Source organism: Corynebacterium hansenii (assembly GCF_030408795.1).
GTDB lineage: Bacteria > Actinomycetota > Actinomycetes > Mycobacteriales > Mycobacteriaceae > Corynebacterium > Corynebacterium hansenii.
In genome coordinates this window covers 1,705,408-1,724,786 of sequence record NZ_CP047211.1, presented here as the reverse complement: position 1 = coordinate 1,724,786, position 19,379 = coordinate 1,705,408, and the positions used below count along the sequence as shown (strand labels likewise).

Here is a 19,379-nt window from a genome sequence, read left to right as displayed (position 1 = left end):
GAAAAGTGTGATCTTCGTCCTCCAACCAGCCCCGGATTAAGGAGAAACGGGCGCGGCGGATATTGTCGACGGTGCAACAAACGGATCGAACAGGTCCGATGAACGAGCGCGACGGGCGCGCCGGATCCGACGCGTGGCACGCGAACGGCACACGAGCGGGAAAGGACGACTCTTCCTCATGTACTTCAGGGGCATCCACATAATCACCGGCACCGGCCGGAGCGTCGGCAAGACGACGGCCACCGCCGCCCTCGCCGCGCAAGCGATGGCCGCCGGGGAGGAGCCCGTCGTGGTGAAGCTCGCCCAGATCGGCGAGCCGGAGGGGCAGGGCTCCATCGCGACGATCCAGCGCCTGACCGGCTGCACGGACGTCCACGAATTCGCGCGCTACCCCGATGTGCTGCCGCCGGCCTTCGCCGCCCGCCGCATCGGCGCCCCGGAGCTCGATCTGGAGGAGACCGCCGACAAGCTCCGCGATCTCGCCGCCGACGGCCACCCCGTTTTCGTCGAGGGCACCGGCGGCGTGCTGGCGCGCATCTCCAACTGGGCGGTGCCGGAGCTTGCGCAGGAGCTCGGCGCGAAGGTCACCATTGTGGCGTCCACGGCGCCGGGCACGCTCAACGCCGTCGAGCTGACCGCCGAGGCGTGCCGCGCCCGCGGCCTGGAGATCACCGGCATCATCGGCCGTTCCCTCCCGGAGCAGCCGGACGTCGCCGCGGAGTGCGTGGTCGAGCAGATGCCGATCCTCACCGGCCTGCCCGTCCTCGCGTGGCTGCCGGAGGACGCCGCGGACCTGGACCGCGAGGAGTTCCTCGGCCGCGCCGCCGGCTGGTTCAGCGGCGCATCGGCGGAGTAGCCGCCGGGGCAATTCCGGCCGTGTCCGCATCGCCGGCCGCGGCCGGATCTTCGCCGTCGGCCATGCCCGCCGAGACCTTCACGACCTCTTCCGTGCCCTCGCGCGGCAGCCGCCGGTTGATCCACGGCACCAACGCGCCCACCGCGGCGGCGACGGCGATGGCGGACAGACCCAGTACCAGGAAGTAGGCGCGCTCGGCGGATGCGTCCGCCGGGTCGTAATTGGTGGACAGCACGCCGGCGAGCGCGGTGCCTACGGCCATGGTCATGAAGAACAGCGCCGAAAACCTCGTGCGGTACTTCGCGGGAGCCATCGCCGTGGCCGCGGACATGCCGACAGGCCCGATGTGCAGCTCACCGAATGTGATGATGCCGTAGGCCGCGATCAGCGCGAGCAGCGGCACCGTGCCGGGGGCATGCCCGGTGAACGGCAGCAGGCACAGGACGCCCGCGCCGGCAAGCGCCGTGCCGCCGGTGATTTGCGCGGCCGGTCCGGGCATGCGGTCGCCGAGCCGCAGCCGCAATGCGGCCATCGGCGCCGACAGGGCGAGGATGAAGATCGGGTTCAGCGACTGGGCCCACGCCGCCGGGGCCTCCCAGCCGCCGATGGCGCGGTCGACCCGCACGTCGGCGTAAACGGCCAGCGCGCCAAAAGTTTGGTTCAGGATCGCCCAGAACGCCGCCGACACGACGAACAGCGGTACGAACGCCAGCACGCGGGCCCTCTCGTCGGCGCCGAGCCCGCGGTCGAGCAGCATCTGCCCGAACAGCGCGGTGGTGGCCAGCAGCGTCGCCGCGAGCATGACCGTGGCCAGGTGCGCCGGCGGCAGCACGCCGGTCACGGTCAGCGCCGCAACTGCGAGGACGGCCGCCGCGACCCCGCCGGCGATGCGGGCGAGTCGGGCTCGGGCGATGGGCAGGGAGGGCTTTTCGACGGCCACGCGGGCGTCGTCAAGCCATGAGGCCGACAGGCGCCGGCGCACCAGCGAATAGTGGACCAGCCCGGCGGTCATGAGCACCGCCGCCGCGCCGAAGCCGATGTGGTACCCGTGCCGGACCGACAGCCAGCCCGTGAGCATGGGGCCGAGCAGCGCGCCGACGTTGATGCCCAGGTAGAACAGCTGGAAGTCGGAGTCGGCGCGGCGGTCGCCGTCGGCGCGGACGCGGCCGAGCATGGTGATCGCCGACGTCTTCAGCGCGCCCGAGCCCGCCGCGACGAGGACCAGCCCCGCCGCGACGCCCGCCCCTCCCGGCAGCAGCGCCAGCGTCAGGTGGCCGGCCACGAGCGTCCACGCGCCGGCGAGCAGGGTGCGTTCGGCGCCGAGGACGCGGTCGGCGATCCAGCCGCCCGCGATGGTGCACAGGTAGACGAGGCTGCCGTAGGCGCCCATCAACGCGGTGGCGGTGGTCGTGGACAGCCCGACTCCGCCGTCGGTGGCCGAGGCGTAGAGGTAATAGACCATGATCGCCTGCATGCCGTAGAAGCTGAACCGCTCCCACGTCTCCACGCCGACGAGGGCGGGCAGGGCGATGCGCGGACGGCCGGGGGCGGTGGAGGTCGTGCGGTCACGCATGGAGATTCTCCTTGGCGGTGGCGGTGGCGGTGGCGGTGGCGGTCGCGGTGGCGTCGGCGGTGACGGTCGCGGCGGCGCCCTCCTCGCCGGCCGCGATCTTCCGGCGGATCCACGGCAGCAGCAGCGCAACGGCGGCGGCGACGGCCATGACGCCGAGCCCCACCGACAGGAAGTAGGCCCGTTCCGCGCCGGAGTCGGCGGGGTCGTAGTTGGTCGACAGCACGCCGGACAGGGCGGTGCCCACGGCCATGGTCAGGAAGTACAGCGCCGAAAAGCGCGTCCGGTAGCTGGCGGGCGCCAGCACCGTCGAGGCGGCCATGCCCACGGGGCTGACCTGCAGTTCGCCGAGGGTGATGGTCAGGTACACGGCGACGATGACCAGCAGCGGCACCGTGCCGTCGGCGCGCCCCGCGAAGGGCACGACCACGAGCATCGCAGCGCCGGTGATGGCCGTGCCCGCGATCATCTGGATGGGGATGTCGGGGGCGCGCCGGCCCATCCGCAGGCGCAGGGCGGCCAGCGGCAGGATCAGCAGCAGCGTGAACACGGGGTTGAGGGACTGCGCCCACGCGGCGGGGGCGGACCAGTCGCCGATGGTGCGGTCGATGCGCAGGTCGGAGTAGACCGCCAGCGCGCCGAAGGCCTGGTTGTGGATGGCCCAGAACGCCACGGCCGCGATGAACAGGGGGATGAACGCCACCACGCGCGAACGCTCGGCGGCGCCGATCTTCGGGTCGAGGATCATCTGCGCGAACAGCGCGACGGTGGCCGCGACGGTGGCGGCGAGCATGACCGTCGGCAAGCGGTGCAGCGGCAGCGCACCCGAGATCGTGAGCCCGGCGACCGTGCCGGCCGCACCCGCCACGGCGAGAAGGGCCAGGGCCAGGCCCCGGCGGCCGATGGGGGACGTCGGCTTTTCGACGGCCACGCGGGCGTCGTCCCGCCACGAGCCGGAGAGACGGCGCCGGTGCCAGTGGTAGTGGACGAGGCCGATGATCATGAGGATCGCCGCGGCCGCGAAGCCGGCGTCATAGCCGTAGGCGACGGACAGCGCGCCGGTGAGCACGGGGCCGAGCAGCCCGCCGACGTTGATGCCGAAGTAGAAGAACTGGAAATCGTTGTCGCGGCGAGGGTCGCCGGATCGGCGGACGCGGCCGAGCATGGTGATGGCGGATGTCTTCAGTGCGCCCGAGCCGGTCGCGACGAGGACCATGCCGACGGCCACGCCCGGCGCGCCGGGGACCAGGGACAGCGTGAGGTGGCCGGCGACGAGCGTCCACGCGCCGGCGAGCAGGGTGCGTTCGGCGCCGAGGATGCGGTCGCCGATCCAGCCGCCGGCGATGGTGCACAGGTACACGAGGCTGCCGTAGGCGCCCATCAGGGCGGTGGCGGTGGTGGTGGGCAGGCCGAGGCCGCCGTCTGTGACGGTGTCGTACAGGTAGTACGCCATGATCGCCTGCATGCCGTAGAAGCTGAACCGCTCCCACGATTCGACGCCGATGATGGCGGGCAGGGCGACGCGGGCCTTCCCGGGTGGCCGGGGAGTGGCGGAGGGGCCCTCCGGTGCGGCCGGAATCGGCCCACTTGAACGCTGTCCAATGCTGGTCATGGACTTATCGTGCTCATCGACGCGTTCCATGGCAAATCATCCCCCAACCTACCCCTGAACGGTGTTCGACAATATCGCCCGGACTAACGTTTCCTTCCATGGCCAACGTCCCCGACACCCCGAACACCACGCCCGCATCCGCCGACATCGCCGCGTTCGACATCGCCGCGTTCGACGCCGCCCACGTGTGGCACCCCTACGGCCCCATGCCCAGCCCCGTCCCGGCGCTGCCGGTGGCGTCGGCGTCCGGGACGAGGCTGACGCTGGCCGACGGACGCGAGCTCATCGACGGCATGAGCAGCTGGTGGGCGGCGTGCCACGGCCATTCGCACCCGCGGTTGGTCGCGGCGGCGCAGCGGCAGGCGGCGACGATGTCGCACGTGATGTTCGGCGGCCTCACCCACGCCCCGGCCGTTGACCTGGCGCGGCGCCTGCTGGAGATGACCGATCCGGTCCTCGATGCGGTGTTCTTCTCCGACTCCGGGTCGGTGTCGGTGGAAGTGGCCGTCAAGATGGCGCTGCAGTACCAGCGCGCCGTCGGCCATCCCGAGCGCAATCGCCTGATGACCTGGCGGGGCGGCTACCACGGCGACACGCGCGCCCCGATGAGCGTCTGCGACCCCGACGGCGGCATGCACTCGCTGTGGGCCGGCGCATGGACGCCGCAGGTGTTCGCCCCGGTACCGCCGCCGCGCGGATCGTCGGAGCGGACGAGGGCCGAGTACCTGGCCGCTTTCGAGGAGCTCGTCGACGACTCCGTCGCCGCGGTCATCGTCGAACCCGTCGTGCAGGGCGCCGGCGGGATGCGGTTCCACGACCATGAGCTGCTCGTCGGCCTGCGCGAGATCTGCGATCGGCATGGGCTGCTGCTCATCGCCGACGAGATCGCCACCGGCTTCGGGCGCACCGGGGATCTCTTCGCCACCGCGGCGGCTGGGGTGACGCCGGATGTGCTGTGCGTGGGCAAGGCGCTCACCGGCGGCTTCCTCTCGCTGGCGGCGACCCTGACCACCCGTGAGGTGGCTTCGGCGATCTCCGGGGGCGAGGGCGGGGGCCTGATGCACGGGCCCACCTTCATGGCCAACCCGCTGGCTTGCGCCATCGCCGCGGAAAACCTGGACATCATCGCCGAGGGGCGGTGGCGCCGCGATGTGCCCCGCATCGAAGCCGGCCTGCGCGCCGGGCTGGAACCGTTGCGCGGCGCTCCCGGAGTCGCCGACGTCCGCGTGCTCGGCGCGATCGGCGTGGTGGAGATGGACCAACCCGTCGACATGGCCCGCGCCACCGCGGCGTGCGTGGCCGAAGGAGTGTGGCTCAGGCCCTTCGGGAAGCTCGTCTACGCCATGCCCATGTACGTCTGCGACGACGCCGAGGTCGCCGCGATCTGCCGCGCCATCGCCGCCATCGTCGAAGCGGAGGGGAAGGCGGAGGCGCAGGTGCACGCCAAGGCCGCCGACGGCGAGACCTCCCCCGATCCCGAAACCACCGACAACCGCGAAGGAGAATCCGCATGACCATCCTGTGCATCACGGGAACGGGCACCGACATCGGCAAGACCATCGCCACCGCCGCCATCGCCGGGCTGTTGCGCTCCTGCGGGAGGCACGTGGTCGTCGTCAAGCCCGCGCAAACGGGATTCCCCGGGACCGGCAACGTGCTGGGGAGGGGCGGGGACCTCGACGACGTCGCCCGGCTGACCGGCGTCGGCGACCTGCACGGATTCGCCCGCTACCCCGAACCGATGGCGCCGCTGGCCGCCGCGCGCCGGGCCGGGCTGCCGCCGCTGCGGCTCGCCGACGCCGCGGAGGGCATTCGCGCGCTCGACGGGCCGGACCGCACCGTGCTCGTCGAAGGCGCGGGCGGGCTGCTGGTCAGGCTCGGCAGCGACCCGACCGAGGGGGACGGGGCCACGAATGACGGAGCCACCCGCGAATGGGGCCTGCCCGAGCTCTCCGCCGAACTTCCCGGCGCGAAGACGGTGGTGGTGACGTCGCTGGGGCTCGGCAGCCTGAACACCGCGGAGCTGACCGTCGAGGTTGCGCGCGGCCGGGGGATGGACGTCATCGGGCTCGTCGGCGGTTCGCTTCCCGAAGGCGACGACCCGATCGTCGCCACCAACCTCGAGGATCTGCCGCACCTGACCGGAACCGACGTGCTCGGGTGCGTGCCCGCCGGATCCGGGGCCCTGGAACGCGATGAATTCCTGGCGGCCGCGCCGGGCTGGTTCACCGAGTCGGGGCGAAGCGCCCTGGTGGGGTAGGCTGGCCCGCGGACATCGCCGTGGGGCGCCCCGACACCGAGTCCCATCCGCCAGGCAACCCGCCGACCGTGATGGGACGCTCGTTCTCCAGAGCCCCGCGACGCACGCCGGCGGCGATCCGCCGGACGCGAAATCCGCACCGCTCAACAGAATGAGGACACCCGTGTCACCCACCGCTCGCCGAGACGGCACACCGGACAAGAACAACAGGGACGGAAACCGCGCCAAGAGGGCCGGGGACTACTACGTCTCCCAGGCCCGCCCCGCACGGCACCAGCACGTCGACCGCAAGCGCGGCGGCAAGAACGCCGGCGGAGCGTCGGACGGAGAGGGCGTGCGCCTGCAGAAGGTGCTGGCCCAGGCCGGCGTCGCCTCCCGCCGCATGGCCGAACGCCTCATCGACGAGGGGCGCGTGGAGGTCGACGGGAAGATCGTCACCCGCCAGGGCGTGCGCGTCGACCCGAACACCGCGATCATCCGCGTCGACGGTTCCCGCGTGGTGGTCAACGAGGACATGCAGTACTTCGTGCTGAACAAGCCCCGCGGCGTGCAGTGCACCATGAGCGACGACCAGGGCCGCCCCTGCGTCGGCGACATCATCGGCGAGAAGGTCTCCGCCGGCCAGCGCCTGTTCCACGTTGGTCGCCTCGACGCGGCGACGGAGGGCCTGCTGCTGCTGACCAACGACGGCGAGCTGGCCAACCGGCTGATGCACCCCAGCTACAACGTGACCAAGACCTACCTGGCCACGGTCAAGGGCGAGGCGGACAACAAGCTCATCCGCGCGCTCACCGAGGGCATCGAGCTTGACGACGGGCCCGCCAAGGCCGATTTCGCCCAGATCATCGATGTGTGGCAGGGGCGTTCCATCGTCCGCGTGGAGCTGCACGAGGGCCGCAAGCACATCGTGCGCCGCATGCTCAAGCACCTGGAATACCCGGTCGAGCGCCTGGTGCGCACGAAGATCCACACCGTCCAGCTGGGCGAGCAGACCCCGGGCGCCCTGCGCGCGCTCAACCGTTCCGAGCTGGCCTCGCTGTACAAGGCGGTGGGGCTGTAGTGGCCGGATACGACGACAACGACCAGACGATCAACGAGGACGGGCGCACCATGAACGATTCCACCGCCGCCGGGGCCCTGCTGCTGGCCATCGACGGCCCGTCCGGCACCGGCAAGTCGACCGTGTCGCGGGCCGTCGCCGAACGACTCGGCGCGAAGTACCTGGACACCGGAGCGATGTACCGCGTGGCCACCCTGTGGGTGCTGCGCGAGGGCATCGACCCCGCCGACGAGGACGCCGTGGTCGCGGCGACCGCCGATCTGCCTTTGACCATCAGCGATGATCCGCGGTCGACGGAGGTGCTCCTCGACGGCGAGGACGTTTCCGGCGAGATCCGCGGCGCCGAGGTCACCCGCAACGTCTCCGCAGTGTCGGCCATCCCGGCGGTGCGCGAAAACCTCGTGGACCTGCAGCGCCGCCTGGCCGCCGAGGCCGGGCGCTGCGTCGTCGAGGGCCGCGACATCGGCACCGTGGTGCTGCCCGACGTGCCGGCGAAGGTCTTCATGACCGCCGCCGCCGAGGTCCGCGCCCGCCGCCGGTACGACCAGGACATCGCCGCCGGCCGCGAAGCGGACTACGACGAGGTCCTCGCCGACGTCGTGCGCCGCGACGAGCTGGACAGCTCCCGCAAAACCTCGCCCCTGCGCCCGGCCGACGACGCCGTGGTGCTGGACACCTCCGAGATGGGCATCGACGAGGTCATCGAGCACATCCTCGACGTCGTCGAAGCCGGCTACCCCGGATCCGTCGACGATGACCCGTTCGACGATGACGGCCACGGTGGTAGCGGCGCCGCTGCCACCGAGTTCGACGGCGACGGCAAGTCCGGCGGCGATTTCGACGGCCACGGTGCCGCCACCGAATTCATCCAGGCCACCGGCGAAGGCGCCCACGAGGACCCCGACGCCGGCCTCGACCGCGCCATCGCCGACCACGAAACGGTCATCGCCGACGCCATCGCCCGCGCCGAAGCCGGCGAACTCGGCGACGACGACGAGGATTGGGACGACCTCGAGGAAGCGTTCGCCGCTCTCGGCGCCGCCGCCGACGAAGACGAGGCGCTGCCGACCGTCGCCATCGTGGGGCGCCCCAACGTGGGCAAATCCACGATGGTCAACCGGTTCATCGGCCGTCGTGAAGCAGTCGTGGAGGACTTCCCCGGAGTCACCCGCGACCGCATCAGCTACCTCGGCGACTGGGCCGGCCGCCGATTCTGGGTGCAGGACACCGGCGGCTGGGACCCCGACGCGAAGGGCCTGCACGCGTCCATCGCGCGGCAGGCCGAAGCGGCGATGGAAACCGCCGACGTGATCATCATGGTCGTCGACACCACCGTCGGCGTCACCGCCACCGACGAGATGATGGCCCGCCGCCTCCAGCGCGCCGAGCAGCCCGTCATCCTCGCGGCCAACAAGTTCGAGTCGGACTCGCAGCTCGGCGACGTCGCGGAGTTCTGGTCGCTCGGCCTGGGCGAACCGCACCCGACGTCCGCGCTGCACGGGCGCGGCAACGCCGACGTGATGGACGAGGTCGTCCGCCTGTTCCCGGAGGTGCCCCGCGCGAAGGCGCAGCCGCAGGGCCCGCGGCGAGTGGCGATCGTCGGCAAGCCGAACGTGGGCAAGTCCTCGCTGCTGAACAAGATCTCCGGCGAGGAACGCGCCGTCGTGTCGGACGTCGCCGGCACCACCGTCGACCCGGTCGACTCGCTGGTGCAGCTGGAGGATTCGGTGTGGCGCTTCGTCGACACCGCCGGCATCCGCAAGAAGACCCGGCAGGCGCAGGGCCATGAGTTCTACGCGTCGCTGCGGACCCGGTCGGCGATCGACAATTCCGAGGTGGTCATCTTCCTCGTGGATTCGTCCGAGCCGATCGCCGAGCAGGACCAGCGCGTGCTGCGCATGATCCTCGACTCCGGCCGCGCCCTGGTGGTCGCGTACAACAAGTGGGACCTCATGGACGAGGACCGCCGCGACCTGCTCGAGCGCGAAATCGACCTGCAGCTGTCGCACGTGCCGTGGGCGCGGCGCGTGAACATTTCGGCGAAGACGGGGCGTGCGCTGCAGAAGCTGGAGCCGGCGATGCTCGAGGCGCTGGATTCGTGGGATCGCCGCATCCCGACCGGCCGCCTGAACACGTGGCTGCGGACCGTGCTGCAGGAGGTGCCGCCGCCGATGCGCGGTGGCCGTCTGCCGCGGGTGCTGTTCGCGACGCAGGCGTCGACGCGGCCGCCGGTGATCGTGCTGTTCACGACCGGTTTCCTCGAGCACGGTTACCGCCGGTTCCTGGAGCGCCGTCTTCGCGAGGAGTTCGGTTTCGAGGGTTCGCCCGTGCGCATCGCCGTGCGCGTGCGCGAGAAGAGGAAGCGCAAGTAGCGCGCGGTTGGGCGCGGGGAGCGGGCGTTGGCTCGTTCCCCGCGCCTTTTCGCTTAACGACGCCCGGCGCCCCGCCCGTTCACCCGCCCGCGCTGGCTCGTCCCCGCGCCTTTTCGCTTTACGACGGTCGGCGCCGAGCCGTTCGCCCGCCCGGCCCGGCCACGTGGGAGCGAGCTTTTGCCCATAATGGCCCTTTTCCGGCGTTGGCCCGGGCCGACCACCGGACTGGCCGCGCCAAGGCTTCTCGTCGCTTTCCCTCGCGCAACATGGGCACCATAAATTCCGTTCATCGTTGATTTTGAAACATGGGGTGGGGGTGCGACCTGGACTTTTGCGTTTCGCGTTGTTTCAAAATGAACGCAAACCGGCGGCGTTGTTGCTGGTGTGACGAAAGCCGGCGGGGTGACCGGGGAACAGGGGCGATCCGTGGCCTAGGGAGGCAGTTGTCGGGCTCGAGCCGATGTGACGGACACATTCGGATCTCAGGCCGCAACGTTGCAGCCCGAACGTGGGGTGTTCGCCGAACCGGCGAAGATTTCCGTCAAGCGCGCGGCCTGCAGGAACGGAGCAGTCGGCGTGCCCGTCAATTGCGCGCGGCCGGGTCGGGCGTGCATTGTGGTGCAACGACCGATGGGGCGCGACCGGCGCTCCGCATGACCAGGAGGCGACCAACGATGGCCGGCAATCGCCACGGGCGAGATCCCTTCGACGATGACCGCACCGAATTCATCGGACGCGATGAACCCACCCAGCGCGCGTGGGGGAGCCGCGACGGTGGCGCGCGTGGCGGCGCCGGCCGCGATGACCAGCCGACGGAGTACATCGGCGGCGCGGGCCGCGGCGATCAGCCGACCGAATTCATCGGGGGTTCCGGTGGCGGCGCGGGCCACGGCTACGGGCCCGGCGAAGACTACGACCCGGACGCCGATTTCGGCGGCACGCAGGGCCGCACCGGCGGTTTCGGCGAAACCCGCCAGACCGGCCGCCCCGACCAGACCGGGCAGACGGGACGGGCAGGGCAGACCGACTCGGGCCAGTATTGGGCGCCGCTGACGCCGGAGGAACGGGGCATCGATCCGCGCGAGGCCCGCGACGCGAACGCCGGCGCCTCCTACGGCGATGCGCGCTACGACGATGGCGCCCGCCGCGACGCCCACGCCGACCGCGATCCGCGCGCCGCCCGCGATTACCGGGACGACGACGATGGCGGCCGCCGCGGCGGTGCCGGCCGGAGCGCGACGATCATCGGCGTGACGGCGATCATCGCGGTCGTCGTGCTGGTGGCGCTGATGTTCCGCTTCCTCTCCGGCGGCGACGACGACAACAAGACCACGGCGACGACCCCGCCGCCGGAGCCGTCGACCTCCTCGGAGACGGTGACGTCGGAGGAACCGACGACGGAGACTTCCGACCCGATGCGCGATGAGCTCGATCGCCTGCGCGACGAGGTCAGCAGCCTGCGCGAAACCCCGCCGGCCATCCCGGGCTTCGGCGGCGGCGAGGCCGTGCAGGCGACGGTGCCGGAGGCGGTGGGCAAGTCCCCGGCGGAGGTCGAGCTTGCTTTGCGACGCGCCGGTTTCGGCAACATCACCATTCTCGACGCCGCCGGAAACCCGACGAACTCGCTGTCGTCGCTGACGGGAAGGGTCGCCACCATCGATCCGCCGGCGGGCACGGCGGTGATGACGGACCAGCCGATCACCATCACGCTGGAGTAGTCGCCGGCTGCCAGGGCCCGACAGCGCACAGTGTCCGACCCCAGAGGCCGATCACGCCGTCACGCTCACCGGCGCCCGATCCGGATGGGGATCCGGCGGGCGCCGAAATCGCCGGGGCCGGCGGCGTCGTAAAGCCCGGGGATCGTCGTGCCGCATTGCGGGCACGACCCGCGGCCCGAGGCATCGGCGACGAGCTGGTAATCGACCATGCGGTACCAGTCGCGGACGATGACGGGCGCGTCGCAGCCGGGGCAGAAGGTGGTGTCGCCGTCCTTGTCGTGGACGTTGCCGGTGTAGACGTGGCGCTCGCCGGCGTCGAGGGCGATCTCGCGCGCCCGGCGCAGCGTGGTCGGCGGGGTCGGGGGCACGTCGCGCATGCGGTTGTCGGGGTGGAATGCGCTGAAGTGGTGGGGGACGTCGGGGCCGAGGTTGTCGACGATCCACTCGGCCATGGCGCGGATTTCGTCGTCGGAGTCGTTGTGGCCGGGGATGAGCAGGGTGGTGATCTCCACCCACGTGTCGGTCCCCGCGAGCCAGATGAGGTTGTCCAGCACGACGTCGAGGTCGGCGCCGGTCAGCCGCTTGTAGAACTCGGGCGTGAAGCCCTTGAGGTCGACGTTGACGGCGTCCATGGCGCCGAAGAATTCCTCGCGGGCGTTGCCGTCGGCGTCTTCGGCGTTGGGGGAGATGTACCCGGCGGTGACGCCGATGGTGCGCACGCCGCGGTCGCGGCAGGCGGCGGCGATGTCGATGGCGTATTCGGCGAAGATCACGGGGTCGTTGTAGGTGAACGCCACGGAGGCGGCGCCGCCCGCGACGGCGGCGTCGGCGATGTCCTCGGGCAGCGCGGCGTCGGTGAGGGTGTCCACCTCGCGCGACGTGGAGATCTCGTGGTTTTGGCAGAACCGGCACCCGAGGTTGCAGCCGGCGGTGCCGAAGCTGAGCACGGACGTGCCGGGCAGGTAGTGGTTGAGGGGCTTCTTCTCGATCGGGTCGAGGCAGAACCCCGACGACCGCCCCCACGTGTCCAGCACCAGCCGCCCGCCGTTGTTGGCGCGGACGAAGCAGAAGCCGCGCTGCCCGTCGCGCATGCGGCAGTGCCGCGGGCACAGCAGGCATTGCACGCGGCCGTCGTCGAGCACGCGGCCCCAGCGGGCGGGGTGGGTGCCCAGGGTTTCGCTTTGCGACGTCGATGTCATCGCGGTTCGCCCTCCTCATGGGGAAGAACGTCCTCTTCCCACGATTGAACGGTGTACCGGCTCAGTCGCCAGTCGTCGCCCCAGGCGGGGGAGCGGGGGCCGTCGGCGAGGCCGGCTTTGGCTTTGAGGTGTCGGATGAATTCGGTGGGGTCGGGCAGCTGCTCCCACACCTGCGGCAGGAAGGTGCCGCGGCGGGTTGTGGTGGGGCGGGTTGTGCCGGGGCGCAGCCGGTTTCGGGGGACGTCCGGGCCCGGGGTGCCCGAGAGGATCGCGCCGTCGACGTGCGGGCGCAGCGCGGCGATGGCCTCGGTTTCCGAAGCGGCCGCGACTGGTTCGGGGGCGGACAGCACCGACACCTCGATGCGGATGCCGGGCAGTTCGTCGGCGGTGACGGCGGGGAAGCGGGGATCGTGCAGCGCGGCGTCGATGGCGTGGGCGGCGATGTCGGCGCCGAGGGGCCGGGTGGCCTCCAGTGACCCGATGCAGCCGCGCAGGCGGCCGTCGACGGTGAGCGTGACGAAGGACGCGCCCGGCGCGGCGAGCCACGGATGGTCGAGAAACCGGGCGGGGTCGGGCGATGCGGCGTGGCCCGGCCCTGCGGCAAAGGCGGCGGCGGGGTCGGGCCCGCCCGCCAGACGGTGCTCCAGGACGGCGCGGGCGTAGCCGGGCAGGCGGGGGCCGACGGGGTCGAAGCGCACGGCCGGGTAGCCGACCACGCTGTGCGAACCGCCGTGGGGAGCGTCGGCCGACGTCGCCCGGGCCACCACCGTCGCCGACCAGCCCGCGCGGCGGGCGAAGCCGAGCAGCCCGTTGACGGGGATCGCCCCGCACGCCGAGCGCGTGGGCAGCGGCGGCTCGAGGGCGACGATGCGGTCCAGGGTGGCGGAGTCGACGGCGATGGCGTCGTCGACGGGCAGGAAGTGGGACAGGTCGGAGCTGACGATCAACAGCGTGTCGTCGTCGGCCATGACCGCGGCGACCAATTCGGTCATCTCGGCCACCGTCGCGTCGCCGGCGACCAGCGGCAGGACGGGCAGCCCCGGGAAGAGCACCTGCAGGAAGGGAAGGTGCACTTCGACGGAATGCTCGCGGGCGTGGACGCCGGGCGAGGTGACCAGGAGATCGGGGAAGGTGCCCGCCAGACGCCCGCGCAGCGCGTCGAGCAGTCCTTCGGGAACCTCGACCGTGCCCAGCGGGGTGTCGAATGCGGGCACCCCGGCGTCGGCCACGCCGCGCACCGGGACGCGGTGGGCGGGGCCGATGACCACGGCGCGGGCGAAGGACGCCCCTTCGAGCAGCGAGTACCCGGCCGCCGCCACGCCGCCGGAATAGACGTAGCCGGCATGGGGGAGGATGAGCGCGCGGGGCGGCGGGCCGTCGTCACGCGGATGCCGGTGGTCCGCGAGCAACCGTTCGACCTGCCCCCGCAACTCACCGGGGTCGGCGGGGTAGAACACCCCGGCGACCGCGGCGGGGCGGGTTTTGGGCCGGGACTTCTGCTTGGGATTCGGGTTCGGCTTGGAGAACATGGGAACCTCCGCTGCCCCCAGGGTACGTCGGGTCGGGCGATAACATCGTCGGCATGAATGCTCCCGCCGCACGCGAGTCGATCGATCTTGTCCGCCGCTGGTCCGGGCAGGCGGCGCGGGTGCTCGAGGGCAGGGCGCGGATCGCCGCGACGGCCGGGCAGGCGGCGTCCGAGCTGATCGCGCGAACCGTCGCGGTGAAGATCGACGGCGACGTCGCGTGGCGCGTGCTGCCCGTCGACGGCGCGGCGCTGCTGCGGGCGGGGGAGACCGTACGGCACCGGTGGCTGACGGGCCTCGGCGCGGAGGAGGCGCGGCTCGTGGAGGAACTCGCGGGGCCCGCCGCCACCGCCGTGCGCGAGACGTGGGCCGCCGAAGGCTGGCGCCGGTTCTTCTCCCGGGCGGAGGCGCGCGCCAACGCGGATCGGGCGGTGGCGTATCTGGGCGACGTCGTCGATCGCGTGCGGCGGCGCGACCTGCCGGCGCTGCTCGATCGCCTCGAGCTCGAGGCCGGCAGCGCGGCGCCGCAGCTGGTGCCCACGGACCTGATGTACCCCGATGTCGGGGTCCTGGGTCTGCTTTCCGACGGCCTGCCGCCCGGAGTCGGCACCCCGGAGTTGGTGTCCGGCGCCGACGTCGCCGCGCTGCCCGGAGCCCTGTCCGCGTTGTCCGGCGCATTGGAGACCGAGCGCACGACCCGGCTGGCGGCGATCGCGGCGGGCGAGCGGTTGCGCGCCAAGGCCGTCGACGCGCTCCTGGCCGGGCTCGGCGTGGAGGCGCTGCGCGACGTCACCCGCGACCGCCTGCGGATCGCCCCCATCGAGGACGCGGGCCTGCGGACGGTCGGGTCGGTGCTCGCGGCGGGGGCGCGGCTCGCCGACGTGCCCGGGATCGGCCCGGATTCGGCGCGCAAGCTGCTCGGCGCCGCGCAGACCCTGCGGCAGCAGACGATGGACGATGAGCCGGTGCGCATCGACCCCTCGCAGCGCACTCCCGAGGCCACCGACGTGCTGAGGCAGCTGCGGCGCTGGGAGATCGCCCGGGGCCCGTTGCGCGGCCCCGACGGTTCGACGGCGGCGGTGGCACTGGCGTCGCTGGCGCCGGTCATGGCCCCGGGCGTCGGCGACGTGCTGGTGTTCCCCACCTCCGGCCGGGGGATCCCCGAATTCCGCGGGGCCGTCGCCGGTGTGCTGCGGCTGGCGGAGGCTCTGCGCGGGTCCGTCGGCAAGCTCATCGACGCCGATCCCGCGCCCGCCGACGGCGGCGCGCCCCCGAACGCCCCCGACGACCGGCTGTGGGAGGACTTCCGCGCCCGCCCGGCGGATTACCAGGCCCTCGCGGCGCAGTTGGGCCTGCTTCCCGACGACGGCGACCGCGTCCACGGCGACCTGCCCGAGGAGATCGTCGCGGCGATCCGCGGGATGGACCTGGACACGCGGTACCTGAAGGCGTCGCTGCGCGGCTACCAGGATTTCGCGGCGCGGTTCGCGCTGGTGCAGAAGAAGGTGCTCATCGGCGACGAGATGGGCCTGGGCAAGACCATCGAGGCGCTCGCCGCGCTGACGCACCTGCATGCGCTGGACCGGACGCATTTCCTGGTCGTGTGCCCCGCGGCGGTGGTGTCGAACTGGGTGCGCGAGATCGAGTCGAAGTCGCGGCTGGAGGCGCACCGCCTGCACGGCCAGGCCCGCGACCTCGCCGTCGACGAGTGGCTGACGCGCGGGGGAGTCGCCGTGACCACCTACGGGACGTTGGGCGCGGTCCGCGAACGGGTGCTGTCGTGTCCCGGCCTGGCCTGCGTCGTCGTCGACGAGGCCCACTACATCAAGAACCCCGGCGCGAAGCGGTCGCAGCTGCTCGCCGGGGTGATCGAACGGGCCGAGGGCGCGATCCTGCTGACGGGCACCGCGCTGGAGAACCGCATCGACGAATTCCGGACGCTGGTGCGCTACCTGCGTCCGGACCTGCTGGAAGGGGAAAAGGACGTGCCGGTGGCGGCGTTCCGCGAGCTGGTGGCCCCGGTGTACCTGCGGCGCAACCAGGCCGACGTACTCGATGAGCTGCCGGCGCTCGTCGAGGTCGATGACTGGGTGGAGGCCACCGACGCCGACGACGCCGCGTACCGGCGGGCCGTGGACGACGGCAAATTCATGGCCATGAGGCGGGCCGCGTTCGCCGCCGGCGCTGGGGCGGCGAAGATGGAGCGCCTGCTGGACATCGCGGGGGAGGCGCGCGACAACGGCCGCCGGGTGATCGTCTTCTCGCACTTCCGCGACGTGCTCGACGCCGTGATGGCCGCCCTCGGCGACGTCGCCGTGGGGCCGTTGACCGGCGACGTGCCCGCCGCGCGCCGCCAGGAACTGGTCGACGAATTCTCCTCCGCCGAGGGCGGGGCGGTGCTGGTGTCGCAGATCGTGGCCGGCGGCGTGGGCCTGAACATCCAGGCGGCGTCGGTGGTGGTCATCTGCGAACCGCAGCTCAAGCCGACCACCGAGTGGCAGGCCATCGCGCGGGCGCACCGCATGGGCCAGCTGGAGTCCGTGCAGGTGCACAGGCTGCTGTTGGAGGATTCCGTCGATGCGCGGATCCTCGAGATCCTCGCGCGGAAGAAGCAGCTTTTCGACGAGCTGGTGCGCGTGTCCACCACGGCCGACGCGGCGCCCGAGGCGTACGACGTGTCCGAGGCGGAACTCGCCCGCGAGATCATCGCGGCGGAGCGGGAGCGATTGGCGGGCGAGGGGCAACTGTCGGGCGAAGGGCATTTGTCGGGCGAGGGCCGATCGGCGGGCGACGGCGGACTGGCGGACGAAGCCGCGTCCGCGGGTGCGCCAAACCCGCTTCCACCTGCGGATTAGCTCACCATGGCGACAATGTTGTAATCTGTGGCAGTTGCCGATGAACGGCAGCGGCGGACTGTGGCGCAGCTTGGTAGCGCACCTCACTGGGGGTGAGGGGGTCGCAGGTTCAAATCCTGTCAGTCCGACCAGGTTTCAATTGCAGCACGTCACGGCTGCGGCCCGGTGAAGACGATGTCTTCACCGGGTTTTCGCTTTTCGGCGAATTGGCGGGGTGCGCTCCCCGCGACCCTCCATGTGCGGCGGTGCCTTCCCCACCGTCGTGAGATTGCTTTACAGGAGCCGTGTTTCGGTAAAAGTTGCGGAAATCGCTATCCTTAGCGCTATTCTTCATGGCCATCTCCCGCCGACCGGCGGGGCATGCGCTGCACCGGGGCGTCGCCGACGCTCCCGGTCCCGCGAATTGAGGAGGCAAGAATGTCCGAGATTTCGAACCGCCACGAGAAGTTCGCCCGCGACTTCGCGGCCGTCGCCGACCGCGTCACCAAGTGGGACGCGCCCACCCCGGTTCCCGAATGGAGCGCCGGCGACATCGTCGAGCACCTGCTCGGCTGGTTCCCCGCCGTGCTCGAATCCTGGGGCGGCCCCGTGCTGCGGGACATCCCGGCCCGCGGTCTCGCCGAGCGCTGGCGCCTGCGCACCGTCGAGGTGCAGGCGATCCTCGACGACCGGGAGCAGTCCTCGAAGATCATCGAGTCCGGCGACTTCGCCGGAATGCGCCTGGACGAGGCCATCGGCCGCCTGTACTGCGCGGACATCTTCATGCACACGTGGGATCTGGCGAAGTCCGCCGACATCGAGATCCACCTGTCCGGCAATTACGCCGCCGCCCTGCACGGGGGACTGGCCGCGATGGAGGAGAACCTCCGCGCCTCCGGCCACTTCGGCCCGGCCGCGGAGACCGACTCCGACGACCCGCTCGACCGCCTCATGGCGTTCGTCGGCCGCGACACGAACTGGAAGGTCCCGTCGCTGGCGTCGGTGAGCGCCTAGTTTCCCGGGCGCACCGTCACGCGGCCATTTCGCGATCCGGCCGCACCGGCATTCGGCAGCACCGTCACCCGCCGGATGGCTCTGTGCCGGGCCCCCGACCGGCGAGCAGCGCGGCGAGCTCGCCCTCGTCCCCGCGGAATGCGTCGACGTCGACGGTGAAGCCCGCAACCGACCCCCGATCCGTGAATTGCCACAGGTCGGGGGTTCGGCCGCGGAAGGGGCGCCACGCCCGGTGATCGTCGCCGGGGTAGTCGGCGCCCGCCGGCCCGGCCGTGCCCGGCCACTGCGCCAGCCACAGCCCGCCGGGCATTTCGTCGGCTCCGTCCCCGAAGGCGGGGAATCGGCGCAACCGCCAATAGGACCGCGTCGTGTACGTTCCGGCGCAGGCGACGCCGGCGTCCTCCAGTGCCCGCGCCGCCGCGACCAGGTCATCGGCGCTCAGGCGGTGGGCCACGGTCTCGGCGTCCAGCCAGACGGCCGGGGCGTCGTCAAGCGAAGGCCCCCATGCCGCGCGGAGCTGCCGCGCGACGACCCCCGCCTGCTCCCGCAGCGACGTGCCCTCCAGGGGATGGCGCACGTACCAATAGGCGCCGACCCGCAGGCCGGCGCCGCGGGCATCGGCGACGTGCGAGGCGAACACGGGGTCCGCGTACGTGCCGTCGCAGGCGCGGACGATGGCGAAGCGGTGGCCCGCCGCGGCCGCGGCCGACAGCGGCAGGCCGTCCTGCCACTCGCTGACGTCGATGCCGGTGAGGATGGCGCGCCTAGCGGACCACGATGCCGTCGGAATCGGCGTAGACCATGTCGCCCGGCACGAAGTCGACGCCGCCGAAGCTGACCACGACGTCGCGCTCGCCCGACCCGGTCTTGGTGGACTTGCGCGGGTTGGTGCCCAGCGCCTTGCAGCCGAACTCCATCTCGCCGATGAGCTTCGAGTCGCGCACCGCGCCGTGGACGATGACGCCCGACCAGCCGTGGTCGCGGCCCAGCCCGGCGATGACGTCGCCGACCAGGGCGGTGTGCAGGGACCCGGAACCGTCGATGACCAGGACGCCGCCGTCGGAATCCTCCGACAGCACGGCCTTGAGCAGGGCATTGTCCTGGAAGCAGCGGACCGTGGAAATGCGGCCGCAGAACTCGCGCTTGCCGCCGATGTCGCGGAACTGGGTGTCGCAGCTGCGCACGTGCGAGCCGATTTCGTCGACCAGGTCGGCGGTGGGGATGAACTGGGCGTCGCCCATGGTGGCCTCCGGTATTCGTCGCTGTCGGGGGCGCCCGCGGATGCGCGCGGCCCCGCTCGGGAGGCCCGCCGCGGCCATCGCGGAAACGCCGTGTTTCCCCCAGATTGCCAGACCGCC

General features: G+C 71.8%; 14 protein-coding genes and 1 tRNA gene. 9 read left to right on the top strand and 6 right to left on the bottom strand.

Going from position 1 to position 19,379, the window contains the following annotated elements; genetic code table 11:
* Positions 1-178: 178 nt before the first annotated feature.
* Positions 179-856 carry an ATP-dependent dethiobiotin synthetase BioD gene (gene bioD, locus CHAN_RS07535; protein ID WP_290288150.1) on the top strand — a complete coding sequence of 226 codons (678 nt, stop codon included), beginning with the start codon at positions 179-181 and terminating at the stop codon, positions 854-856.
* Here bioD (CHAN_RS07535) and CHAN_RS07530 read toward each other — a convergent pair.
* Together CHAN_RS07530 and CHAN_RS07525 are read right to left on the bottom strand one after the other, a co-directional pair.
* On the bottom strand, positions 834-2,429 hold the full coding sequence (locus tag CHAN_RS07530) for a peptide MFS transporter (RefSeq protein ID WP_290288147.1): 1,596 nt from the start codon (positions 2,427-2,429) through the stop codon (positions 834-836). The genes bioD (CHAN_RS07535) and CHAN_RS07530 overlap by 23 nt on opposite strands.
* Positions 2,422-4,038 (bottom strand): peptide MFS transporter, encoded by a 1,617-nt coding sequence (locus CHAN_RS07525; RefSeq protein WP_290288143.1) that lies wholly within the window; start codon positions 4,036-4,038, stop codon positions 2,422-2,424. The genes CHAN_RS07530 and CHAN_RS07525 overlap by 8 nt, the downstream gene beginning before the upstream one ends.
* 98 nt (positions 4,039-4,136) lie before the next feature.
* On the opposite strand from CHAN_RS07525, the gene CHAN_RS07520 reads away from it, so the two are divergent.
* From CHAN_RS07520 to CHAN_RS07500, 5 genes are all read left to right on the top strand, one after another.
* Positions 4,137-5,552: an adenosylmethionine--8-amino-7-oxononanoate transaminase gene (locus tag CHAN_RS07520; RefSeq protein ID WP_290288141.1), complete on the top strand. Its 1,416-nt coding sequence runs from the start codon at positions 4,137-4,139 to the stop codon at positions 5,550-5,552.
* Positions 5,549-6,298 (top strand): ATP-dependent dethiobiotin synthetase BioD, encoded by a 750-nt coding sequence (gene bioD / locus CHAN_RS07515; RefSeq protein ID WP_290288139.1) that lies wholly within the window; start codon positions 5,549-5,551, stop codon positions 6,296-6,298. Before CHAN_RS07520 ends, bioD (CHAN_RS07515) begins: the two co-directional genes overlap by 4 nt.
* Positions 6,299-6,461: 163 nt before the next feature.
* Positions 6,462-7,358: a pseudouridine synthase gene (locus tag CHAN_RS07510; RefSeq protein WP_290288136.1), complete on the top strand. Its 897-nt coding sequence runs from the start codon at positions 6,462-6,464 to the stop codon at positions 7,356-7,358.
* Between the two features lie 50 nt (positions 7,359-7,408).
* Positions 7,409-9,730 (top strand): bifunctional cytidylate kinase/GTPase Der, encoded by a 2,322-nt coding sequence (der, locus tag CHAN_RS07505; RefSeq protein ID WP_290293413.1) that lies wholly within the window; start codon positions 7,409-7,411, stop codon positions 9,728-9,730.
* Between the two features lie 674 nt (positions 9,731-10,404).
* Entirely contained in the window at positions 10,405-11,448 is a 1,044-nt protein-coding gene (locus tag CHAN_RS07500) for a PASTA domain-containing protein (RefSeq protein WP_290288133.1), read from the top strand.
* A gap of 65 nt (positions 11,449-11,513) precedes the next feature.
* On the opposite strand, the gene amrS is transcribed toward CHAN_RS07500, so the two are convergent.
* Both amrS and amrB read right to left on the bottom strand, forming a co-directional pair.
* Positions 11,514-12,647 (bottom strand): AmmeMemoRadiSam system radical SAM enzyme, encoded by a 1,134-nt coding sequence (gene amrS, locus CHAN_RS07495; RefSeq protein ID WP_290288130.1) that lies wholly within the window; start codon positions 12,645-12,647, stop codon positions 11,514-11,516.
* Positions 12,644-14,176 (bottom strand): AmmeMemoRadiSam system protein B, encoded by a 1,533-nt coding sequence (gene amrB / locus CHAN_RS07490; protein WP_290288128.1) that lies wholly within the window; start codon positions 14,174-14,176, stop codon positions 12,644-12,646. Before amrB ends, amrS begins: the two co-directional genes overlap by 4 nt.
* A gap of 53 nt (positions 14,177-14,229) precedes the next feature.
* Between amrB and CHAN_RS07485 the strand changes: the two genes are divergently transcribed.
* The 3 genes from CHAN_RS07485 to CHAN_RS07475 all read left to right on the top strand — a co-directional run bounded on the left by CHAN_RS07485 (position 14,230) and on the right by CHAN_RS07475 (position 18,021).
* Entirely contained in the window at positions 14,230-17,028 is a 2,799-nt protein-coding gene (locus CHAN_RS07485; RefSeq protein WP_290288126.1) for a DEAD/DEAH box helicase, read from the top strand.
* Between the two features lie 54 nt (positions 17,029-17,082).
* Positions 17,083-17,159, top strand: a tRNA-Pro gene (locus tag CHAN_RS07480).
* Between the two features lie 286 nt (positions 17,160-17,445).
* Positions 17,446-18,021 (top strand): maleylpyruvate isomerase N-terminal domain-containing protein, encoded by a 576-nt coding sequence (locus tag CHAN_RS07475; protein WP_290288124.1) that lies wholly within the window; start codon positions 17,446-17,448, stop codon positions 18,019-18,021.
* 64 nt (positions 18,022-18,085) lie between these two features.
* Here CHAN_RS07475 and CHAN_RS07470 read toward each other — a convergent pair whose 3' ends face one another.
* Both CHAN_RS07470 and rraA read right to left on the bottom strand, forming a co-directional pair.
* On the bottom strand, positions 18,086-18,766 hold the full coding sequence (locus CHAN_RS07470; RefSeq protein ID WP_290293410.1) for a glycoside hydrolase family 25 protein: 681 nt from the start codon (positions 18,764-18,766) through the stop codon (positions 18,086-18,088).
* A 19-nt stretch (positions 18,767-18,785) separates the two neighbouring features.
* Entirely contained in the window at positions 18,786-19,262 is a 477-nt protein-coding gene (rraA, locus tag CHAN_RS07465; protein ID WP_048743097.1) for a ribonuclease E activity regulator RraA, read from the bottom strand.
* Positions 19,263-19,379: the final 117 nt, after the last annotated feature.